At 68.6% G+C, this 20271-nt stretch carries 12 protein-coding genes; 10 read left to right on the forward strand and 2 right to left on the reverse strand.

Annotated features, from left to right (window positions below; all coding sequences use genetic code 11):
- The first annotated feature begins 201 nt into the window (after positions 1–201).
- Positions 202–933 (forward strand): MBL fold metallo-hydrolase, encoded by a 732-nt coding sequence (locus ACPXCG_RS20160; RefSeq protein WP_425793895.1) that lies wholly within the window; start codon positions 202–204, stop codon positions 931–933.
- On the forward strand, positions 930–2195 hold the full coding sequence (gene hisS, locus ACPXCG_RS20165) for a histidine--tRNA ligase (protein ID WP_425793897.1): 1266 nt from the start codon (positions 930–932) through the stop codon (positions 2193–2195). Before ACPXCG_RS20160 ends, hisS begins: the two co-directional genes overlap by 4 nt.
- Before the next feature lie 41 nt (positions 2196–2236).
- Here hisS and ACPXCG_RS20170 read toward each other — a convergent pair whose 3' ends face one another.
- Complete coding sequence (locus ACPXCG_RS20170) at positions 2237–3898, reverse strand: DUF885 domain-containing protein (RefSeq protein WP_425793898.1); 1662 nt, start codon at positions 3896–3898, stop codon at positions 2237–2239.
- Positions 3895–4758, reverse strand: coding sequence for a KPN_02809 family neutral zinc metallopeptidase (gene ypfJ, locus ACPXCG_RS20175; RefSeq protein WP_425793899.1), 864 nt, complete (start codon positions 4756–4758; stop codon positions 3895–3897). The genes ACPXCG_RS20170 and ypfJ overlap by 4 nt, the downstream gene beginning before the upstream one ends.
- Positions 4759–4996: 238 nt before the next feature.
- On the opposite strand from ypfJ, the gene aspS reads away from it, so the two are divergent.
- The 8 genes from aspS to ruvX all read left to right on the forward strand — a co-directional run bounded on the left by aspS (position 4997) and on the right by ruvX (position 20259).
- Entirely contained in the window at positions 4997–6820 is a 1824-nt protein-coding gene (gene aspS, locus ACPXCG_RS20180) for an aspartate--tRNA ligase (protein ID WP_425793901.1), read from the forward strand.
- A 138-nt stretch (positions 6821–6958) separates the two neighbouring features.
- On the forward strand, positions 6959–10435 hold the full coding sequence (locus ACPXCG_RS20185; protein ID WP_425793903.1) for a DUF2126 domain-containing protein: 3477 nt from the start codon (positions 6959–6961) through the stop codon (positions 10433–10435).
- Positions 10432–13191, forward strand: coding sequence for a circularly permuted type 2 ATP-grasp protein (locus tag ACPXCG_RS20190; RefSeq protein WP_425793904.1), 2760 nt, complete (start codon positions 10432–10434; stop codon positions 13189–13191). Before ACPXCG_RS20185 ends, ACPXCG_RS20190 begins: the two co-directional genes overlap by 4 nt.
- On the forward strand, positions 13188–14174 hold the full coding sequence (locus ACPXCG_RS20195; protein ID WP_425793906.1) for a transglutaminase family protein: 987 nt from the start codon (positions 13188–13190) through the stop codon (positions 14172–14174). The genes ACPXCG_RS20190 and ACPXCG_RS20195 overlap by 4 nt, the downstream gene beginning before the upstream one ends.
- 199 nt (positions 14175–14373) lie before the next feature.
- Complete coding sequence (locus ACPXCG_RS20200) at positions 14374–15534, forward strand: hypothetical protein (RefSeq protein ID WP_425793907.1); 1161 nt, start codon at positions 14374–14376, stop codon at positions 15532–15534.
- Positions 15535–15543: 9 nt separating this feature from the next.
- On the forward strand, positions 15544–16944 hold the full coding sequence (locus ACPXCG_RS20205) for a replication-associated recombination protein A (RefSeq protein ID WP_425793908.1): 1401 nt from the start codon (positions 15544–15546) through the stop codon (positions 16942–16944).
- A 208-nt stretch (positions 16945–17152) separates the two neighbouring features.
- On the forward strand, positions 17153–19831 hold the full coding sequence (gene alaS, locus ACPXCG_RS20210) for an alanine--tRNA ligase (protein ID WP_425793909.1): 2679 nt from the start codon (positions 17153–17155) through the stop codon (positions 19829–19831).
- Positions 19828–20259, forward strand: a complete 432-nt coding sequence (ruvX, locus tag ACPXCG_RS20215) for a Holliday junction resolvase RuvX (protein ID WP_425793911.1) — start codon at positions 19828–19830, stop codon at positions 20257–20259. The genes alaS and ruvX overlap by 4 nt, the downstream gene beginning before the upstream one ends.
- Positions 20260–20271 lie beyond the last annotated feature (12 nt).

Here is a 20271-nt window from a genome sequence, read left to right on the forward strand (position 1 = left end):
GCGGTTAGACCCTCCTGAACTCGTGTGCCGTGACTCCCCCCGGGAGATGGCACGCCGGACGTGGTGTCGAGGCATGCGGTCGTCGCTGATGCTACGTCGACAGGCCAGTGTGCCAGCCGAACCTGAGAGATCCATGGCCGGGGCGCGCGACCGTACGGGCGGGCCGCACACCCTGGACGGGCCGTTTGTCACAATGGACGGATGCTGATCACCGGATTCGCAGCGGGGATGTTCCAGACCAACTGCTACCTGCTCGCCACCGAGGCGGGCTCGGAGGCAGTGATCGTCGACCCCGGGCAGGACGCCGCCGTGCGGGTACGTGAACTGCTGGCCGAACACGACCTGACGCCCGTTGCCGTGCTGCTCACCCACGGCCACCTCGACCACACCTGGAATGCGGCCGAGCTGTGCGACGAGTACTCCATCCCGGCCTACATCCATCCGGCCGACCGCCCGATGCTGGCCGACCCGGGCCGCGGCCTGGGACGGGCCCTCGAATCGGTGATCGGCACCCTCGAATTCCGTGAACCGGAGAAGGTCGTCGATTTCGTCGATGGTGAGGATGTCGATCTGGCCGGAATCCGGATCTCGGTCGACCTCGCACCCGGACACACGCAGGGGTCGGTGCTGCTCGGCATCGAGGTCCCCGTCGACGCGGAGCCCGACCATCAGGGCGAGGCGTTGCCGGAGGTGGTGCCGGTGTGCTTCTCGGGTGACGTACTGTTTGCCGGGTCCATCGGGCGGACCGATCTGCCCGGTGGTGATCATCAGCAGTTGCTCGACTCGATTGCGGCCAGACTCCTCCCGTTGCCCGACCAGACCCAGGTGCTGCCGGGCCACGGACCGCAGACCTCGATCGGTGCGGAGCGGGCGGGCAATCCGTTCCTGGCCGACATCTCGGGCACAGTGAAGAAGGGACGATACGGACTGTGAGCGCCGACTTCGCCGCGCCGCGGGGCATCCCCGACTATTTCCCGCCGAACTCGGCGGATTTCCGGCTGGTCCGGGACACCCTGACCGATGCGGCGCGCCGCGCGGGTTACGGCCACATCGAGCTGCCCGTCTTCGAGGACACCGCGCTCTTCGCCCGCGGCGTCGGTGAATCCACCGACGTCGTCAGCAAGGAGATGTACACCTTCGCCGATCGTGGCGACCGTTCGGTGACCCTGCGACCCGAGGGGACCGCGGGGGTGGTCCGGGCGGTCATCCAGCACGGACTGGACCGGGGTCAGCTGCCGGTCAAGCTCTGCTATGCCGGTCCGTTCTTCCGGTACGAGAAGCCGCAGGCCGGCCGCTACCGGCAGTTGCAACAGGTGGGCATCGAGGCCATCGGCGTCGACGACCCGGCTCTCGACGCCGAGGTCATCGCCGTCGCCGACGAGGGGTACCGGCGTCTCGGTCTCTCCGGCTTCCGCCTCGAGGTCACCTCACTCGGCGACGACGCGAGCCGAGGGCCGTATCGGGAAGCCTTGCAGCAGTTCCTGTTCGGGCTCGATCTCGACGAGGCGACGCGCAAACGCGCCGAACTCAACCCACTGCGGGTGCTCGACGACAAGCGCCCCGAGATCAAGGCGGCCACCGCGGACGCACCGCTGCTCATCGACCATCTCTCCGATGATGCGCGCGCACATTTCGATGCCGTGCTGACACACCTCAAACGGCTCGGCGTCCACTACGAACCGAATCCGCGGCTGGTTCGTGGGCTCGACTACTACACCAAGACCACCTTCGAGTTCGTCCACGACGGGCTCGGCGCGCAGTCGGGGATCGGCGGCGGTGGTCGGTACGACGGGCTGATGTCACTGCTCGGCGCCAAGCAGGACCTGTCCGGTATCGGATTCGGTCTCGGCGTCGACCGCACCATGCTGGCGATGGAAGCGGAGGGTGTCGCCCATGCCGACACCGCCCGCTGTCAGGTGTACGGAGTACCGCTCGGTGGTGACGCCAAAGCCGAACTGGTCGGTGTCGCCGGGCAACTGCGCGCCGCCGGGATCAGTGTCGACCTGGCCTATGGCGATCGCGGTCTGAAGGGCGCGATGAAGGCCGCGGACCGTTCCGGCGCCCGTCTCGCGCTCGTGCTGGGCGACCGTGAGCTCGCCGAACGCCGGATCGAGGTCAAGGATCTGAGCAATGGCGAGCAGCACCAGGTCTCACTCGACGACATCACCGGCGAGGTGCTGCGCCTCCTGCGCTGATCGCATCCGGCGAGCGAACCGGCGGCGCGGCAGAGGGCGGGTCAGATGCGGGTGAGTTCGTCGGCCAGCACATCGAGCGACACACCGCCCAGCGCGAGGGCAGCCCCGTGGAAGTCTCTCAGGGTCCAGTCCGGGTGGGCGGATCGCGCCGCGGCGCGGGTCTGCTCCCACACCCGTTGTCCGAGTGCGTACGACGGCGCCTGACCGGGCCAGCCGAGGTAGCGGTTGAGTTCGAACCGCAACACCGCACGGTCCATCGCGACCGAGTCGGTGAGGAACCGCCACGCCTTGTCGGCGTCCCAGGTGCCGCCGCCGAGGCCGGCGGGCGCGGGTAGCCCGCAGTGCACACCGATGTCGACGATGACGCGGGCGGCCCGCAGTCGTTGCGAGTCGAGCATGCCCATCCGATCGCCGGGGTCGTCGAGCCAGCCGAGTTCGCCCATCAGGCGCTCGGCGTAGAGCGCCCACCCCTCACCGTGACCCGACGTGAATGAGGCCAGTTTGCGCCACGTATTGAGATCGCCGACGACGGCCGAACCGAGCTGCAGGTGATGGCCGGGCACGCCCTCGTGGAAGACCGTCGTCGTCTCCTGCCAGGTGTGAAAGACGGTCTGCTCCGGCGGTACCGACCACCACATCCGGCCCGGGCGTGACAGATCCGCGCTCGGCTGGGTGTAGTAGATGATCCCCGTCGACGACGGGGCGAGACGGCACTCGAGGCGGGTGAGCCGGGCGGGGATGTCGAAATGCGAGCCGGCCAGCCCCTCGACGGCCCGGTCCGAGAGGTCCTGCATCCACCGGACGAACGCGTGACGGTCGTGGATGGCGTACTGCGGCAAGGTGTCCAGATGTGCCAGCGCCTCGCGTACGTCACCACTCGGAACGAGACCGCGGGCGATGGTGGATTGCTCGTCGACGATGGCGGCGAGATGGTCCAGTCCCCACGCGTAGGCCTCGTCGGGGTCGACGTCGGCACCGAGATGGGCGGGCAGGAACCGCAGATACCGTTCGCGCCCGACGGCATCGGCGGATGTCGCGGCGGCCATCACCTCGCTGCGGAGAACCGCTGCCAGGGTCGCAAACGCCGCGGCGGCGTCGTCGAGAGCCGTTCGGAGCGGACCGGCGAGAGCCGGGTCGTCGGCGAGGGCCGTGGTGTCGGCTCCGATGGCGGCGGCCGCGCCCTGGGCCTGGTCGGCGACGAGTCCCACCTGTCGTCGTGTCGCAGGCGGGCCGTGTTCGATGCGGTGGCGCATACCGTCGATCACGGTGTCGACGCATCCGGGGACCGCCTGCAGTCGTGCGACGAAGATCTCCCGTGATTCCGGCGACTCCGTCGGCATCAGGTCGAAGACGTCGCGGATCGCCTGCAGTGGCGACGCGATCACGTTGCACTCGCCGACACGTTCACCGGCGTCCGCCAGGGTGATCTCCCGGCGCAACGATGCCGTCATGGTCGCCACGGTGACCCGGTCGACGTCGTCGGTCACGGGTGCATCGGCCAACGCGTGCATCGTGCTGCGTGCCTGGGCGGCGCGGGCCGCACAGGCGTCGGGGGAGAAGTCGGTCAGGAGGTGATCGTGTCCGTCGATACCGATCTCGGTCGCGAAGAGCGGGTCGAGCCGGGCCTGGTCGGCGAGGTGGGCCTCGGCCAGACGGTCGACAGGGGTCGGGAGGCGCTCGGCGCCGGATGCCTGGGCGCTCACAGATCGTTGGTCGCGAACGTGTCGCAGTGACGGGGGTCGCCGGACCGGTAACCGATCGTGAACCAGCGCGAGCGCTGCTGGGCCGAGCCGTGGGTCCAGCCCTCGGGGTTCGAGTTCGCGCCCTGGATGGTGTCGTCGCCGATCGCCTTCGCGGTCTGGATGACGCCGGCGATCTGTTGCTGGGTGAGCGGTTCGAGCATCGCGTCCGGTCCCTTGTCGGCGTGATAGGCCCACACGCCGGCGAGGCAGTCGGCCTGCAGTTCGACGCGCACGGAACCCGACAACGGGCCCTGCGAGCCCATCCGATTGCCCTTCTGCAGCGCGCCGGTCAGGTTCTGGACGTGATGGCCGTACTCGTGGGCGACCACGTACTCCTGTGCGAGAGGTCCGTCGCTGCCGCCCATCTGCTCGAGCTGGGCGAAGAACGACGGGTCGATGTACACCGTCTGGTCGGCGGGGCAGTAGAACGGGCCGGTTGCCGACGTGGCCGCGCCGCACCCGGTGCTCGTCGAACCGGTGAAGATCCTGGTCTTGGGTGGGGTATAGCCGCGCATTTCTGCCGACCACACCGTGTTGAGGCTGTTGGTGGTCGCCACGATGCGGCAGATGGCGTCGGTGTTGGCCTTCTCGATGGTGCAGGACTGGATGTGGTCGTCGAGCTCGGAGGCGTTCTGGCTGCTGACGGTGTCATTGCCGAGGCCGGAGCCCCCGGTGATCGAGCCGGGGTCGATGCCGAAGAACAACGCGACCAGCGTGATGATCAGCCCGGCGCCTCCGCCGAGAGCGATACGACCGACCCCGCCACCTCCGCCGCCGGAGACGCCGCTCGTGTCGAGTGGACCGTCGCCCTGAAAAACCATGTCGCTCCTTGTCCGCCTCCGCACCGTCCCACGCCCACAGCCGGTGTGAGTCGGAGATCGGCACGGTCGAGCTTATTCGCCGACGCGCCGGTGGTGACCTGATCGGACCCGATGCCGGGTTCGTGTCGACGGTGCCGATCCCCCGTGGGAGGCCGGGATGGCCGGGTGCAGGTCGGCCGAGGTCACGAAAGTAGGATTGGCGCAGATTCACCACGTATCCGCTTGGGAAGGACACTGAGTGCTCCGCACGCATCTCGCCGGTTCGCTTCGCCGCGCCGACGCCTCGCAGACCGTCACCGTCGCCGGTTGGGTCGCCCGTCGTCGCGATCACGGAGGCGTGGTCTTCATCGATCTGCGCGACAGCTCCGGACTGGTCCAGGTCGTCTTCCGTGACGAGGCCGTCGCCGAGGCGGCCCACCGACTCCGCGCCGAGTTCTGCGTGGCCGTCACCGGCGTCGTCGAGGAACGGCCCGCCGGTAGCGAGAACCCGAACCTGTCGTCGGGCGAGATCGAGATCAACGCGGTGGGCCTCGAGGTGCTGAACGCGTCGGCACCGCTGCCATTCCAGCTCGACGAGGCCCCCGGCGAAGAGGCCCGTCTGCACTACCGGTACCTCGACCTGCGTCGCGAGGGGCCTGCCCGCGCGCTGCGATTGCGTTCGCAGGTGAACGCGGCGGCCCGCGGCGTGCTCGCCGACCATGACTTCGTCGAGATCGAGACGCCGACGCTGACGCGCTCGACCCCGGAGGGCGCCCGCGACTTCCTGGTCCCGGCGCGCCTGCAGCCGGGCACCTTCTATGCCCTGCCGCAGAGCCCTCAGCTGTTCAAACAGCTGCTGATGGTCGCCGGGATGGAGCGCTACTACCAGATCGCGCGCTGTTACCGCGACGAGGATTTCCGTGCCGACCGGCAGCCGGAGTTCACTCAGCTCGACCTCGAGATGAGCTTTGTCGATCAGGACGACGTGATCGCGCTCGCCGAGGAGGTGCTGACGGCTCTGTGGAAATTGATCGGTGTGGAGATCACCACCCCGATCCCGCGAATCACCTACGCCGACTCGATGCGGCGGTACGGGACCGACAAGCCGGATCTCCGGTTCGGGCTCGAACTGGTCGAATGCACCGACTATTTCGCCGACACCCCGTTCCGGGTGTTCCAGGCGCCCTATGTGGGTGCGGTCGTGATGCCGGGTGGGGCGTCGCAGCCCCGACGCCAGCTCGACGCGTGGCAGGAGTGGGCCAAGCAGCGTGGGGCGAAGGGGCTGGCCTACGTGCTCGTGGGCGAGGACGGGGAACTCGGCGGACCGGTCGCCAAGAATCTCTCCGATGCCGAGCGCGCCGGACTCGTCGCCCACGTCGGTGCGAATCCGGGTGACTGTGTCTTCTTCGCCGCCGGTCCGGCCAAGGCGCAGCGCGCGCTGCTGGGTGCCGCCCGCGGTGAGATCGCCGATCGTCTGGGCTTGATCAAGCAGGGGGACTGGGCGTTCACCTGGGTCGTCGACGCGCCGCTGTTCGAGCCGGCCGACGACGCGACCGCGAGTGGTGACGTCGCCGTCGGTTCGGGCGCCTGGACGGCGGTGCACCACGCGTTCACCGCGCCCAAGCCGGAGTCGCTGGACGTGCTGGAGACCGATCCGGGGTCGGCGCTGGCCTACGCATACGACATCGTCTGCAACGGCAACGAGATCGGCGGCGGGTCGATCCGTATCCACCGGCGCGACGTGCAGGAGCGCGTCTTCGAGATCATGGGCATCGGCCACGACGAGGCTCAGGAGAAGTTCGGCTTCCTGCTCGACGCCTTCGCCTACGGTGCGCCACCGCACGGCGGGATCGCCTTCGGCTGGGATCGGATCACCGCGCTGCTGGCGGGGGAGAACTCGATCCGAGAGGTGATCGCGTTCCCGAAGTCGGGTGGCGGAGTCGATCCGCTCACCGACGCACCGGCTGCGATCACACCTCAGCAGCGCAAGGAATCGGGGATCGACGCCAAGCCGGTGATCCGGAAGCAGGCGGAGGCCGACGGAGACGGTGCGGCGGCGGAAGCAGGCGTCGGCGGCGCCTGATCCCAGCGGCGCCTGATCCCAGCGGCGCCTGAACCCGGGCGGCGGCTCGCCCGGAATCCATGGGCGGCATGGCCGTCCGGGCGTGACGCTGCCCGCATATCCGGCAGCGGGTCGGCATGTGTGATGTGATTTCACACCATGACGATCAAGGTGGCCCTCGAGCATCGCACGAGTTACGCATTCGATCGCCCGGTCAAGATCTTCCCGCATGTGGTCCGTCTGCGACCGGCTCCGCACTCACGTACGCCGATCGAGGCGTACTCACTGAAAGTCGAACCGGCCGAACACTTCCTGAACTGGCAGCAGGATGCCTTCAGCAACTACATGGCGCGGCTGGTGTTCTCGGAGCCGGCCAAGATGCTCTCGATCTCGGTGAGCCTGGTCGCGGACCTGACCGCGGTCAACCCGTTCGACTTCTTCATCGAGGACTGGGCGGAGGACTTCGGTTTCTCCTATCCCGACGATCTCCGCACCGACCTGGAGATCTTCCTCCGTTCGGTCGGGGTGACCGCGGGTGAGTTCGCCGGCGCGTCGGTCCATCCGTCCGTGGTGGAGTTCGCCGCCGGCCATCGCCCCGCCGGCAAGGTCCGGATCATCGACTTCCTGGTCGGATTGAACCAGGCGGTGCGCGACGCGGTCGGCTACACCGTCCGTCTGGAGTCGGGCGTGCAGACTCCCGAGTACACGTTGTCCAGTGGGATCGGGTCCTGCCGCGACTCCGCCTGGCTGCTCGTCGCGTTGTTGCGGGAACTGGGGCTGGCCGCGCGGTTCGTCTCCGGGTATCTGGTGCAGTTGACGTCGGACGTGAAGTCGATCGACGGACCCTCCGGGCCGGACGCCGACTTCACGGATCTGCATGCCTGGACCGAGGTCTATCTGCCCGGCGCCGGGTGGGTGGGCATGGACCCGACATCCGGTCTGTTCGCCGGCGAGGGACACATCCCGCTCGCCGCGACGCCGAGCCCCGGTGGCGCCGCACCGATCACCGGCGCGACCGGACCCTGCCACGCCACGCTGGACTTCGCGAACACGGTGACCCGATACCACGAGGACCCGCGGGTGACGTTGCCGTACACCCCCGAACAATGGGATCGGGTGGTCGATCTCGGCGCTGCCGTCGACGCCAGGATGGCCCACAACGACGTCCGACTCACGATGGGTGGTGAACCGACCTTCGTCTCGATCGACAACCAGACCGACCCGGAGTGGACCACCGCCGCCGATGGTCCGCATAAACGCCTGCTGGCGTCGCGGCTCGCCGAGCGGCTGCGCGGGACCTACGCGCCTGCCGGCCTGGTGCAGCGCAGCCAGGGTAAGTGGTACCCGGGTGAACCGTTGCCGCGCTGGCAGATCGCACTGATGTGGCGGACCGACGGCCTGCCGATCTGGCGTCGCCCGGAACTCCTCGCCGATCCGTGGGCGACGCAGGAACAGGCCACGGCGAGCATCGAGGTGGAGAGCGCCGGTGCGAGCGAACGTGCGACGAACGGCGCCACCGACTCGTCGAAGGCCGAGACGCTGTTGACCGCGGTGGCCAAGGCGATCGGGCTGCCGACCACACAGGTGATGCCCGCCTACGAGGATCCCCTGGTCCGGATGGGCGAGCTGGCGGCGTTACCACCCGGTGATCCCGGTGCGGACCCGACCGTGCTGACGGCGCGCGGTGCCGTGCTGGCGGCCGCGGCAGCCGAGGCCGACAACGAGACCGATCTCACGCCGCCGGCGGATTCGAGTGACACCCGCCGGGCCCTGCTGGAGCGTCTGGACGGCGCGATCACCGACCCGACCGCTTTCGTCCTGCCGCTCAGTCGTTCCGAGGACGAGACGGCGTGGCAGAGCGCCCGGTGGACCACGCGCCGTGGCCGTCTGGTGCTGACCCCGGGTACGTCGCCCGCGGGCCTGCGGCTGCCGCTGAACTCCCTGTCGTGGGGGCCGGCCCCGACCATGTTCGAGGTCGATCCGTCCGTCCGGGCGGGCGTGTTGCCCGCGGACCCGGCCGACACCCTCGGGCTCATCGTCCGTGACGTCGATCCGGCGGCCTTCGTGCCGCGATCCGCTGTGGTCGCCGAGGTCCGTGGCGGCGTGCTCGCCGTCTTCATGCCACCACTGGCCGCGCTGGAGGAGTTCCTGGCGATCATCGAGTTCGTCGAGGACGCGGCGACGGCCATTTCGACCCCGGTGGTGATCGAAGGCTATGGGCCGCCCTCGGATGCCCGGCTCACCACGCTCACCGTCACACCAGATCCCGGTGTGATCGAGGTGAACATCCAGCCGACCGCCGGTTTCGTCGAACAATCCGAGTTGCTCGACGACCTCTACGATCACGCGCGGCACACCCGGCTCGGTACCGAGACCTTCGACCTCGACGGCAGTCACGGGGGTACCGGCGGCGGCAACCACATCACGCTCGGCGGGACGACCCCGGCCGACTCACCGATGCTGCGCCGTCCGGATCTGCTGGTGTCGATGTTGACCTACTGGCAGCGGCACCCGTCGCTGTCGTATCTCTTCTCCGGGCGGTTCGTCGGGACCACGTCGCAGGCACCGCGCGTGGACGAAGGCCGCGAGTCGGCTCTGTACGAACTGGAGATCGCGTTCTCCGAGATCGACCGGCTGGGTGTGAAGGGCGACGGTGCCGGTGGTGTCGACGCCCCACCGAATCCGTGGGTCACCGACCGTGCTCTGCGGCACCTGCTGACCGACATCACCGGCAACACCCATCGCTCCGAGTTCTGCATCGACAAGCTCTACAGTCCCGACTCGGCTCGGGGACGTCTCGGTCTGCTCGAACTCCGGGCGTTCGAGATGCCGCCGCACCACCGGATGGCGATGGTGCAGTCACTGCTGGTGCGGTCGCTGGTGTCGTGGTTCTGGGAGCACCCGCATCGCGGAAGGCTCATCCGGCACGGTGCGGATCTGCACGGCAAATATCTTCTGCCGCACTACATCATCGGTGACATCGCAGCCGTCGCCAAGGACCTCCGGGAGGCAGGCTATCCGTTCGACACGGCATGGCTCGACCCGTTCACCGAGTTCCGGTTCCCCCGGCTCGGTACGGTCTCGATCCGCGACCACGAGGTCGAGCTCCGCGGCGCGATCGAGCCGTGGAACACCCTCGGCGAGGAGTCGACCGGCACCGGGACAGCGCGGTACGTCGACTCGTCGATCGAACGTGTGCAGGTGCGGGTCCAGGGCGGTGAGGATGACCGTTTCCTGTTGACGTGCAACGGTTTCCCCATTCCGTTGAGTCCCACCGGCCGCACCGGTGAGCGGGTCGCGGGGATCCGGTTCCGGGCCTGGCAGCCGCCGAGCGCGTTGCATCCGTCGATCACCATCGACACCCCGCTCACGTTCGACCTGATCGACACGGTCGCCGGCCGGTCGGTGGGCGGTGCGACCTACCACGTCGTCCATCCGGGCGGCCGGTCATATGACCGGCCCCCGGTGAACGCGGTCGAGGCGGAATCGCGGCGCAACGGACGCTTCGAGGCCAGCGGTCACACCAGCGGCTCGGTCGACATCGGGCTCCTCCGGGAGCGGCAGGCCCGGCAGGCCACCGATACCGGGGTGCCGGCGATCCTGGATCTGCGCCGGGCACGTACAGTTCTTCGGTGATCGTTTCGTCGGGCAGCCCGGGCGGGAACCGACTGCCCGGGGTCTTCGACGGGTACCGGCCCGAGGGCTCTGCACTGTTCGATGTCGAGGGGTTGTCCCACGGCACAGCAGCGCCGGCGCCGTACGACGAGATGCTCGACAGCAGCGGCGGGACCAGGCAGGCCTGGACGGAACTGGTGTCCGGGTACGCGGCGCGTGGCGATGAACGCCTGCGGGGTGCCGCGGCGCGCCTGGCCACCGCGGTCAGCGACGAAGGCGTCATCTACAACGAGTTCGACGGCGCCGATACCGTCGCACGGGACTGGCAGGTCGACCCCGTTCCGCTCGTCGTCGACGGGGTGGAGTGGGCGGAACTGGAGAAGGCCGTCATCCAGCGGTCGATGCTGCTCGATCAGCTCCTGCGGGACATCTACCGCGATCAGAAGACGATCCGCCGTGGCCTCGTCCCGCCGGAGATGGTGTTCGGGCATCCCGGCTACATCCGGAAGGCGGCACGGCTGGAGGTCGCCGGACCGCACGCGTTGTTCCTGCATGCCCTGGATCTCGGTCGGACCTCCGACGGCAGGTTCGAGGTGTACGCCGACCGCACGCAGGCGCCGTCGGGCATCGGTTTCGCGATGGTCGACCGCAGACTGCTCTCACGGACCTTTCCGCAGCTGTTCCAAACCATCGCGCCGAGATCCATCGCGACCTTCGCCGGCACTCTGCGGCTGGCCCTCTTCGACTACGCCCCACCGGGCGTCGACGATCCGACGGTCGCGGTGCTGAGTCCCGGGAGCATGTCGGAAACAGCTTTCGACCAGGCGTATCTGGCGTCGGTGCTGGGGTTCCCCCTGGTCGAGGGAGACGACCTGACGGTGCGCGACGGCGCCGTCTACATGCGGTCGCTGGGCAAGTACAAGCGGGTCGACGTCCTGCTGCGGCGGATCGACGCCGGTTATGCGGACCCGCTCGACCTGCGCACCGACTCCCGGCTCGGGGTCGCCGGCCTGGTGGAGGCCATCTCGCGCGGCACCGTCACGGTCGTGAACACCCTCGGCAGCGGCGTGCTCGAGAACCCCGCGCTGCACACGGTGTTGGACAAGCTCGCACCGGTCCTGCTCGACGAGGATCTCGCGCTGCCGTCGGTGTCGACGTTGTGGGCGGGCGACGATCTGCAGCGCACCAAGATCCGCGCCGATATCGGCGAACTGGTGCTGTCGAACTTCGCCACCGACGAAGAGGTGGTCGGCCCGATGCTCGATACCGCGCGGCGTGCCGATCTCGTCGCCCGGATCGAGGCACACCCGTGGCAGTGGGTGGCCCGGACGCTGCGACCCGTCTCGATCGCGCCGACGATGACGCCCGGGCGGACCACCTCGGATCGTCGGGGGGTGCTCCGCGCCGCCCAGGTCGGGGTCCGTGCGTTCAGCGTGGCGCAGGGGCCGACCTACGCGGTGATGCCGGGCGGACTGGGGATGGTGCTCGCCGACGGTGTTGCCGGTGCGGCCCAGCGGACCGTGTCGGCCAAGGACGTCTGGGTGACCAGCGCCGACGTCGGCGGTCACGTCTCGCGGAAATCGGGTACCCGGTCGGCGGCCACCGAGGAGCTGGTGGCGACGCCGCGTCCCGGCCGGACTCCGCGCACCGCGGCCTACTACGACGTCGCCGCGGCCGCGAGTCCCCGCGTCCTTGCCGACCTCTTCTGGTTCGGGCGCTACGGCGAACGTACGGAGTCGACGACGCGCCTGGCGAAGGTGGCTCGGGAGCGGTATCAGGAGGTGCAGTACCGCCCGTGGATGAGTGGATCGGCTGCGGTGCCGTTGGTGCTTCATGCGGTCGCGCGGGTGACCGGCACCGCCCTCTACCTCGGTACCGCCGACCTCGCCGCGGAACACGACGACCGGCCGATCGAGCCTCAGCGGGTCAATGAGGCCATCGCGAAGATCACGGATCTCACCATCGCGCGATCCGTGGCCGGGACCATCGCCCACTCTGCCGATCGACTCGTAGCGACGGCACGGGCGGTCCGTGATCAGATGTCGACGAGTACGTGGATGGTGCTGGCACCGGTCGAACGCGCGATCGACCAGCTCGGCACGCAGGTCCGCGGCGCCCGCGCCTCGGCAGGTCCCGGCTCCGCCGCCGGTGACTCGACCCTGGACCTGGGTTCCGATCTCGGCCACGCCCACGACGAGGTGCTGCACGGGGTGCTCGCGCTCGCCGGTCTGCAGGCCGACTCGATGGTGCACGATCCCGGCTGGTTGTTCATGGACATCGGCCGGCGCATCGAACGGACCATCACCCTCGCCGACCTCACCGCGGCACTGTTCGTCGTGGCGCAGGACCGCGAGGTCGAGCAGGCGTTGCTGGAGTCCTTCCTGGTCGCCAACGAGTCGTCGGTGATCTACCGCAGGCGCAATCGCGGGCTCTACCAATTCGACGCCGTCGGTGGTCTGCTGTTCTTCGACGAGACCAACCCCCGGGCGATGATCTACCAGCTGACGCGGATGCACGACGACCTGTCCGCGCTGCCCGACGAACTGCGTTCCGCGAGCTCCGAGCGGATCGTCGAGGAGCTGATCGCCGAACTGCGTCGGTCCGATCCGGAAGATCTCGCTGCCGTCGACGCGGCGGGCCGCCGCGCACAGCTCGGTGAGTTGATGACCGCGCTGGGCGCCGGAGCACGAGACCTCTCCGACGTCCTGACCAGCACCCGGTTCGCCTTGCCGCGGCAGGCGCAGCCGATCTGGGGCGGGGGAGGTGACGGCGCATGACCAGCGCACCGGAACCGGATACGGAACCGGCCGCGATGATCGCCGATCACCGGCGTCGCTACCGGGTGATGCATCGCACGTCCTACACCTACGACGACGTGGTCTCGTCGTCGTACGGCCGCTGCTACCTCACCCCTCGCGAGCTGCCGCATCAGCGGGTGTTGTCAGCGGGGGTGACCATCGAGCCCGAGCCCGACGACTGGTCCACAGGGGTGGATGTCTACGGCAACGGTGATTCGTACTTCCACGTCCGGTCCAATCACGACGAGCTGGTCGTCACCTCGACCTCGGTCGTCGAGGTCGATCCACCCGACGCGGGGCTGCTCCTCTCGCCGGCGGCACTCGGTCCGTGGGAACAGGCCCGTCCGTCGGCGGTCGGTACCGCGGGTGCCGGTGCGGTCGAGTTCGTCCTCGATCTCCGGCCCCCCGAGATCACCCCCGCGGTGGCCTACTACGCGGCGGAGGTTTTCCGGCCCGGCCGCCCGCTGATCGAGGCCGTCACCGACCTGACCTCGCGGATCTTCCGGGAGTTCACCTACAAGTCGGGATCGACGGCGATCAGCACCCGCGTGGACACCGTCCTGGAACGGCGCATGGGTGTCTGTCAGGACTTCGCCCGCGTCGCGATCGCCTGTCTGCGCTCGGTCGGGCTCGCCGCGCGCTATGAGTCGGGCTATCTGGCCACCGATCCGCCGCCTGGTCGGGAACGGATCTTCGGCGCCGACGCGAGCCACGCATGGGCGGCCGTGTGGCTGCCCGGTGACCGTTGGCTGGCCTTCGACCCGACCAACGACAAGCTCGTCGACGAACGACACGTGACGGTGGCGTGGGGTCGCGACTACGACGACGTCCCGCCGCTGCGCGGGGTCATCTACACCGAGTCGAAGAAGAGCCGGATCGATGTGTCGGTGGACGTCAGCCCGATCGGTCCCGGCGATGTGTCCGAGATCACCGAGGGGTCGTCGGGAACGAACGCGGACTAGCGTCACCGGCCCATTCGGGTCGGGTCACCCGAACGGATGACACCCACCGGCGTCGGGCTGGACCTCGACCTGACCCTTGTTGTGCGAGACGGGATCTGACATCTGCCGAGGTGGGCGTGGTTTACCAGTGGCAAATGCATTGCAGATGGATGAAGAGTCGTGACGCCGTGATCGGCGATTGGGTAGGTTGGTGGGTGACATGACGGTAATCACTGAGAGTCGCATCGCCGGTGTGGTGCGCGCGGCCGAGGCGGTTCTCTCGCATCGGGCCGGTTCCCCCGTCACCCTCGCAGACCCCGAAGACCTCGGGGGTAGTGGCCGCACCGTCGTGGTGCGGGCCAGGGTGGCGGTCAATCCTCTGTCGATGGATCGCACCCTGGTGATCAAGGCACTGCCTGCCGACGAGGACCCCCGTGCCTTCCATCGCGAACTCGCCTCGTACAAATACGCCACCGCGCTGCCCACCGAATCCCGACCGGGACCACAGCTCATCGCATCCGACCCCGACATGCGGGTGCTCGTCCTCACCGACCTCGGACACGGACGCTCGCTGACCTCGCTGTTGTCCGGTACCGACGTCGTCGAGACGTCGCACGCGGTCAGTGCCTGGGGCCAGGCCCTCGGCCGGATGCACACGGCGACGGTCGGCGGTGAGATCGACTTCCTGGCCATCCTGCGACGCGGGGCGAACGGCACCGACGACGTCGACGTCCTCGGCGAGGCCGCCGCGCGGGCGGTCGAGGACGCCCCGGGGTTGACCGAGCGCCTGGGTGTTGAGCTGCCGGATGACGTCGCGAAGCGACTGACGATCGCCTGCGGGCTGTTCGCCGACGGTGATCACCGGGCCTTCAGCCCGTCGGACGTCGGTGCGGAGAACATCGTGCTCAACGACGAGGGCGTGCAGTTCATGGACTACGAGTGGGGCGGCTTCCGCGACGCCACTCTCGACATCGCGTATGCCCTGGTCACCTTCGGTGCGCAGTTGTCGCACGTCAACGTCGATCACCGCGCCGACCTCGAGATCGCGATGGTCGACGCGTGGCGATCCGAGGTCTATCCCATCTGGCCGGGGCTCGGTCACGACGGTGAGGCGACCCGCAAGATCACCACCGCCCGGTTGTTGTGGACGTGGCTGTCGACCGTGTGGATGCTGCCCGACGACGGCGCCGCATCGGTCGCGGAGCCACGTTCGGCCCACGCAGGCCAGACCCACGACTGGGCGCTGCACACCAACGACCCCCGCGTCGTCGTCGCGCGCTGGGCGGATCTGTCGGCTGCGGCGGTTCGGGCCGGTGAAGCGGAGATCGCCGAGTTCGCGTCCCGGCTCGGTGCCGCGCTGCAGCGCACCTGGCTCACCTGACGGCGCGCCGTGGAAGGGCTGTTCGACACACCGACGGCCGCCCCGGGTCCCGGCTCGGGCGGCCTCGCGTCACCTCCCGGCGCGCACGCCCCCCTGGCGGTGCGGATGCGTCCGGAATCGCTCGACGAGATCGTCGGCCAGCAGCATCTGCTGGGTGCCGGGTCGCCGTTGCGACGCCTCATCAACGGTTCCGGCGCGGCATCGGTGATGCTCTACGGCCCGCCCGGCACCGGTAAGACGACGATGGCCGCCCTGATCTCCCGCGCCACGGGCGGGCGGTTCGAGGCGCTCTCGGCCCTGTCGGCGGGCGTCAAGGAGGTGCGCGCCGTCATCGACGTCGCGCGGCGGCGGCTGATCGAGGGACAGCAGACCGTGCTGTTCATCGACGAGGTCCATCGGTTCTCCAAGACGCAACAGGACGCGTTGCTGGACGCGGTGGAGAACCGCATCGTGCTGCTGGTGGCCGCGACCACGGAGAACCCGTCGTTCTCGGTGGTCGCGCCGTTGCTGTCCCGGTCACTGGTGCTGCAGCTGCGTTCCCTCTCCGACGACGACATCCGCGAGGTACTGCGCCGGGCCGTGGCCGACCCGCGCGGGCTGGACGGGCGCGTCGAGGTCAGCGACGAGGCGATCGACCATCTCGTGGCGGTGGCCGGTGGGGACGCGCGTCGCGCCCTCACCGGACTGGAGGCCAGCGCGGACGCGGCGCTGCGCGGCGACGACGAGGACTCGGCGGGGGGCGACGGTCACCGGCCCGTCCTCGACGTCACCGAGGTGGAGGCGGCGATCGACCGCGCCGCGGTGCGCTATGACCGCGACGGTGATCAGCACTACGACGTGACCAGCGCATTCATCAAGTCCATCCGCGGCTCCGATGTCGATGCCGCGTTGCATTACCTGGCTCGGATGATCGTCGCGGGCGAGGACCCGCGATTCATCGCCCGTCGGCTGATGATCCATGCCAGCGAGGACATCGGCATGGCCGATCCGACCGCCCTGCAGACGGCCGTGGCCGCCGCGCAGGTGGTGGCATTGGTCGGTATGCCGGAGGCGAAGCTGGCCCTCACGCAGGCCACCATCCATCTGGCGACCGCGCCGAAATCCGGGGGAGTGGTCTCCGCGATCGGTGCTGCGATCGCCGATGTGGAGGCCGGGAAGTCGGGGGCGGTGCCCGCACATCTACGGGACGGCCACTATGCCGGCGCCAAGGGCCTGGGCAGCGGCATCGGCTATCGATACCCGCACGACGACCCGGACGGGGTGGTCGCCCAGCAGTACGCGCCCGACGAGTTGGTCGGGGTCGACTATTACCAGCCGACCGATCACGGATACGAACGCGAGATCGGCGCCCGGCTGGGCAAGTTGCGGTCCATCGTGCGGGCCGCGGTCGCCCGTTCGCGTCGCCGATAGGCCTCGCGGGCGGGTCAGCCGACCTCGACGACCGCCTCGTGGCGGACCGGGAAGTTCACCGGGTTCGAGTCTGCCACCGGGCTCCGACACGATGCCGGACACGGGCTCGTTCCCACCGCGGCGGTAGTCTGGAGTGTCGCCGACCGGTCTCGACCGCCGGTCCGGACCACCAGACGTCAGACCGACCACTCACCAAGGACGAACTCAGTTGCAGACGCATGACATCCGGCAGCGCTTCCTGGATCACTTCATCAAGGCGGGCCACACCGAGGTCCCGAGCGCCTCGCTGATCCTCGATGACCCCAACCTGCTGTTCGTCAACGCGGGCATGGTGCCGTTCAAGCCCTACTTCCTGGGTGAGCAGACCCCGCCCTTCGACCGGGCGACGAGCGTGCAGAAATGCGTGCGCACCCTCGACATCGAGGAGGTCGGGATCACCACGCGTCACAACACGTTCTTCCAGATGGCCGGCAACTTCTCGTTCGGCGACTACTTCAAACGCGAGGCGATCACCTTCGCCTGGACGCTGCTGACCAACAGCGTCTCCGACGGTGGCTACGGGATCGCGGGCGACAAACTGTGGCCGACGGTCTACCTCGACGACGACGAGGCCGAGGCCATCTGGCGCGACGAGATCGGTGTACCGGCCGAGCGCATCCAGCGGCGCGGTCTGAAGGACAACTACTGGTCGATGGGTGTTCCCGGACCCTGCGGCCCGTGCTCGGAGATCTTCTACGACCGCGGGCCCGCCTACGGCAAGGAAGGCGGACCCGAGGCCGACGAGGACCGCTACATCGAGATCTGGAACCTCGTGTTCATGCAGAACGTGCGCGGTCCGGGTGGTGGCAAGGAGGGCTACGAGATCCTCGGCCCGCTGCCGAAGAAGAACATCGACACCGGTATGGGAATCGAGCGCGTCGCCTGCATCCTGCAGGGCGTCGACAATGTGTACGAGACCGACCTGTGCAAGCCGATCATCGACCTCGCCGCGCGACTCACCGGCCGGGCCTACGGCGCCGGCAATCACGATGACGACGTGAAGTTCCGGGTGATCGCCGACCACGCCCGCACCGCCACCCTGCTCATCGGCGACGGCGTCCTGCCCGGCAACGACGGTCGCGGCTACGTCCTGCGCCGCCTGCTGCGACGTGTGGTTCGGTCGGTCCGCCTTCTCGGCGCCGATCAGCCGACGATGGGCGACTTCATCAACCTCGTCGTCGACACCATGTCGCCCTCGTATCCGAACCTGGCAGAGCAGCGCAGGCACATCGTCGATGTGGCGATCGGCGAGGAGGCGTCGTTCAGCAAGACGCTGGCCGCCGGTTCCAAGCTCTTCGCCGACGCGGCGCAGGCCACCAAGGCCGCCGAGAACACCACGATCAGCGGTGACGATGCCTTCACCTTGCACGACACGTACGGCTTCCCGATCGACCTGACACTGGAGATGGCCGCCGAGGCCGGGCTGTCGGTCGACCAGCAGGGGTTCACCGCGCTGATGGCCGAACAGAAGCAGCGCGCCAAGGCCGACGCGACCGCCCGCAAGACCGGTCATGCCGACATGTCGGTGTACCGCGAGTTCCTCGACCGCGGGCCTACCATTTTCACCGGATTCGACGAACTCGTCTCGGAGGCAAAGGTTCTCGGACTTGTGTCCGACGGCGCCCGAGTGCGCAGCGCGTCGCCGGGACAGGAACTCGTCGTGGTCCTCGACCGCAGTCCGCTCTACGCCGAATCCGGCGGTCAGATGGCGGATGTCGGGACCATCACAACCGGAGAAGGTGTGCGCCTGCGTATCAACGACGTCCAGAAGGCCGGCAAGTCGGTGTGGCTGCACAAGGTGACCGTCGACGAGGGTGAGATCGCCGAAGGCGACGAGGTCATCGCATCGGTCGACCAGACGTGGCGGCACGGTGCGACACAAGGACATTCGGGCACCCACATGGTGCACGCCGCACTGCGCGAGGTACTCGGACCCACCGCGACACAGGCGGGATCCCTGAACCGGCCGGGCTATCTCAGGTTCGACTTCCACTCCGGGAAGCCGTTGTCGGAGAGCCAGCGTCGTGAGATCGAGGAGATCAGCAACGCGGCGGTCGAGGCCAATTATCCGGTGCACACCTTCGAGACCGGACTGACCGAGGCGAAGCAGATGGGGGCGCTGGCGCTGTTCGGTGAGAACTACGGCGACGTGGTCCGCGTCGTCGAGATCGGCGGGCCGTTCTCCATGGAACTGTGCGGCGGAACGCATGTCGCGTCGTCGTCACAGATCGGTCCGGTCACCGTGATCGGCGAATCGTCGGTGGGATCGGGTGTCCGGCGTGTGGAGGCCTATGTCGGCATGGATTCCTTCCGGTTCCTGTCCAAGGAGCGGGCGCTGCTGGCCGGCCTGGCGTCGTCGCTCAAGGTGCCCTCCGAGGAAGTGCCGGGTCGGGTCGAGCAACTGGTGAACCGACTGCGCGATGCGGAGAAGCAGGTCGAACGGATGCGCGCGGATTCGGCTCGTGCGGCGGCCGGGGGGCTGATCGATTCCGCCGTCACGGTGGGTTCGACACTGATCGTTGGTGGGCGTCTGCCCGACGAGCTCGACGCCGACGGGCTGCGTTCGCTCGCAACCGATCTGCGCGGCAAGGTCGCCGACCGGCCCGCGGTGATCGCGCTCTTCTCATCGACCACCGACGGTGCGACCACCAAGGTGCCGTTCGTCGTGGCCACCACCGATGCTGCTCGTGGACTCGGCGTCAAGGCCGGTGACATCGTCAAGGAGGTCGCCGGACTGGTCGGCGGCCGTGGCGGCGGAAAGCCCGATCTCGCTCAGGGATCCGGTTCCGATCCCACCGGCGTCGACGCTGCGATGACCCGCCTGCGCGAACTCGTCCGGGACCGATGACGGCGTCCCGCGGACGTCGCATCGGCGTCGACGTCGGATCGGTTCGCATCGGTGTCGCGGTATGTGATCCGGACGGGATCCTCGCGACGCCCGTGGAGACCGTTCGGCGGACACCGGCCGGCAAGGCGGACATCGAACGGATCGCCACCATCGTGGCCGAGTACGACGCCGTCGGCGTGGTGGTCGGTCTGCCCAAGACATTGCGCAACGAGGACGGGACGGCGGCCGGGCTGGCACGTGAGTTCGGTGATGAGCTCGCGGACCGGATCAGCCCGATCGGTGTCGAATATCACGACGAACGCCTGACCACGGTGACTGCGACCCAGGCCCTGCGTGCGAGCGGGGTGAAAGCGAAATCCTCGCGCGCCGTGATTGATCAAGCGGCCGCGGTCGCTATTCTGCAGGGGTGGCTGGATACGCGACGATGAGTTCTAGATCCG

This window comes from Gordonia sp. DT218, from assembly GCF_049847105.1.
Classification (GTDB): Bacteria; Actinomycetota; Actinomycetes; order Mycobacteriales; family Mycobacteriaceae; genus Gordonia.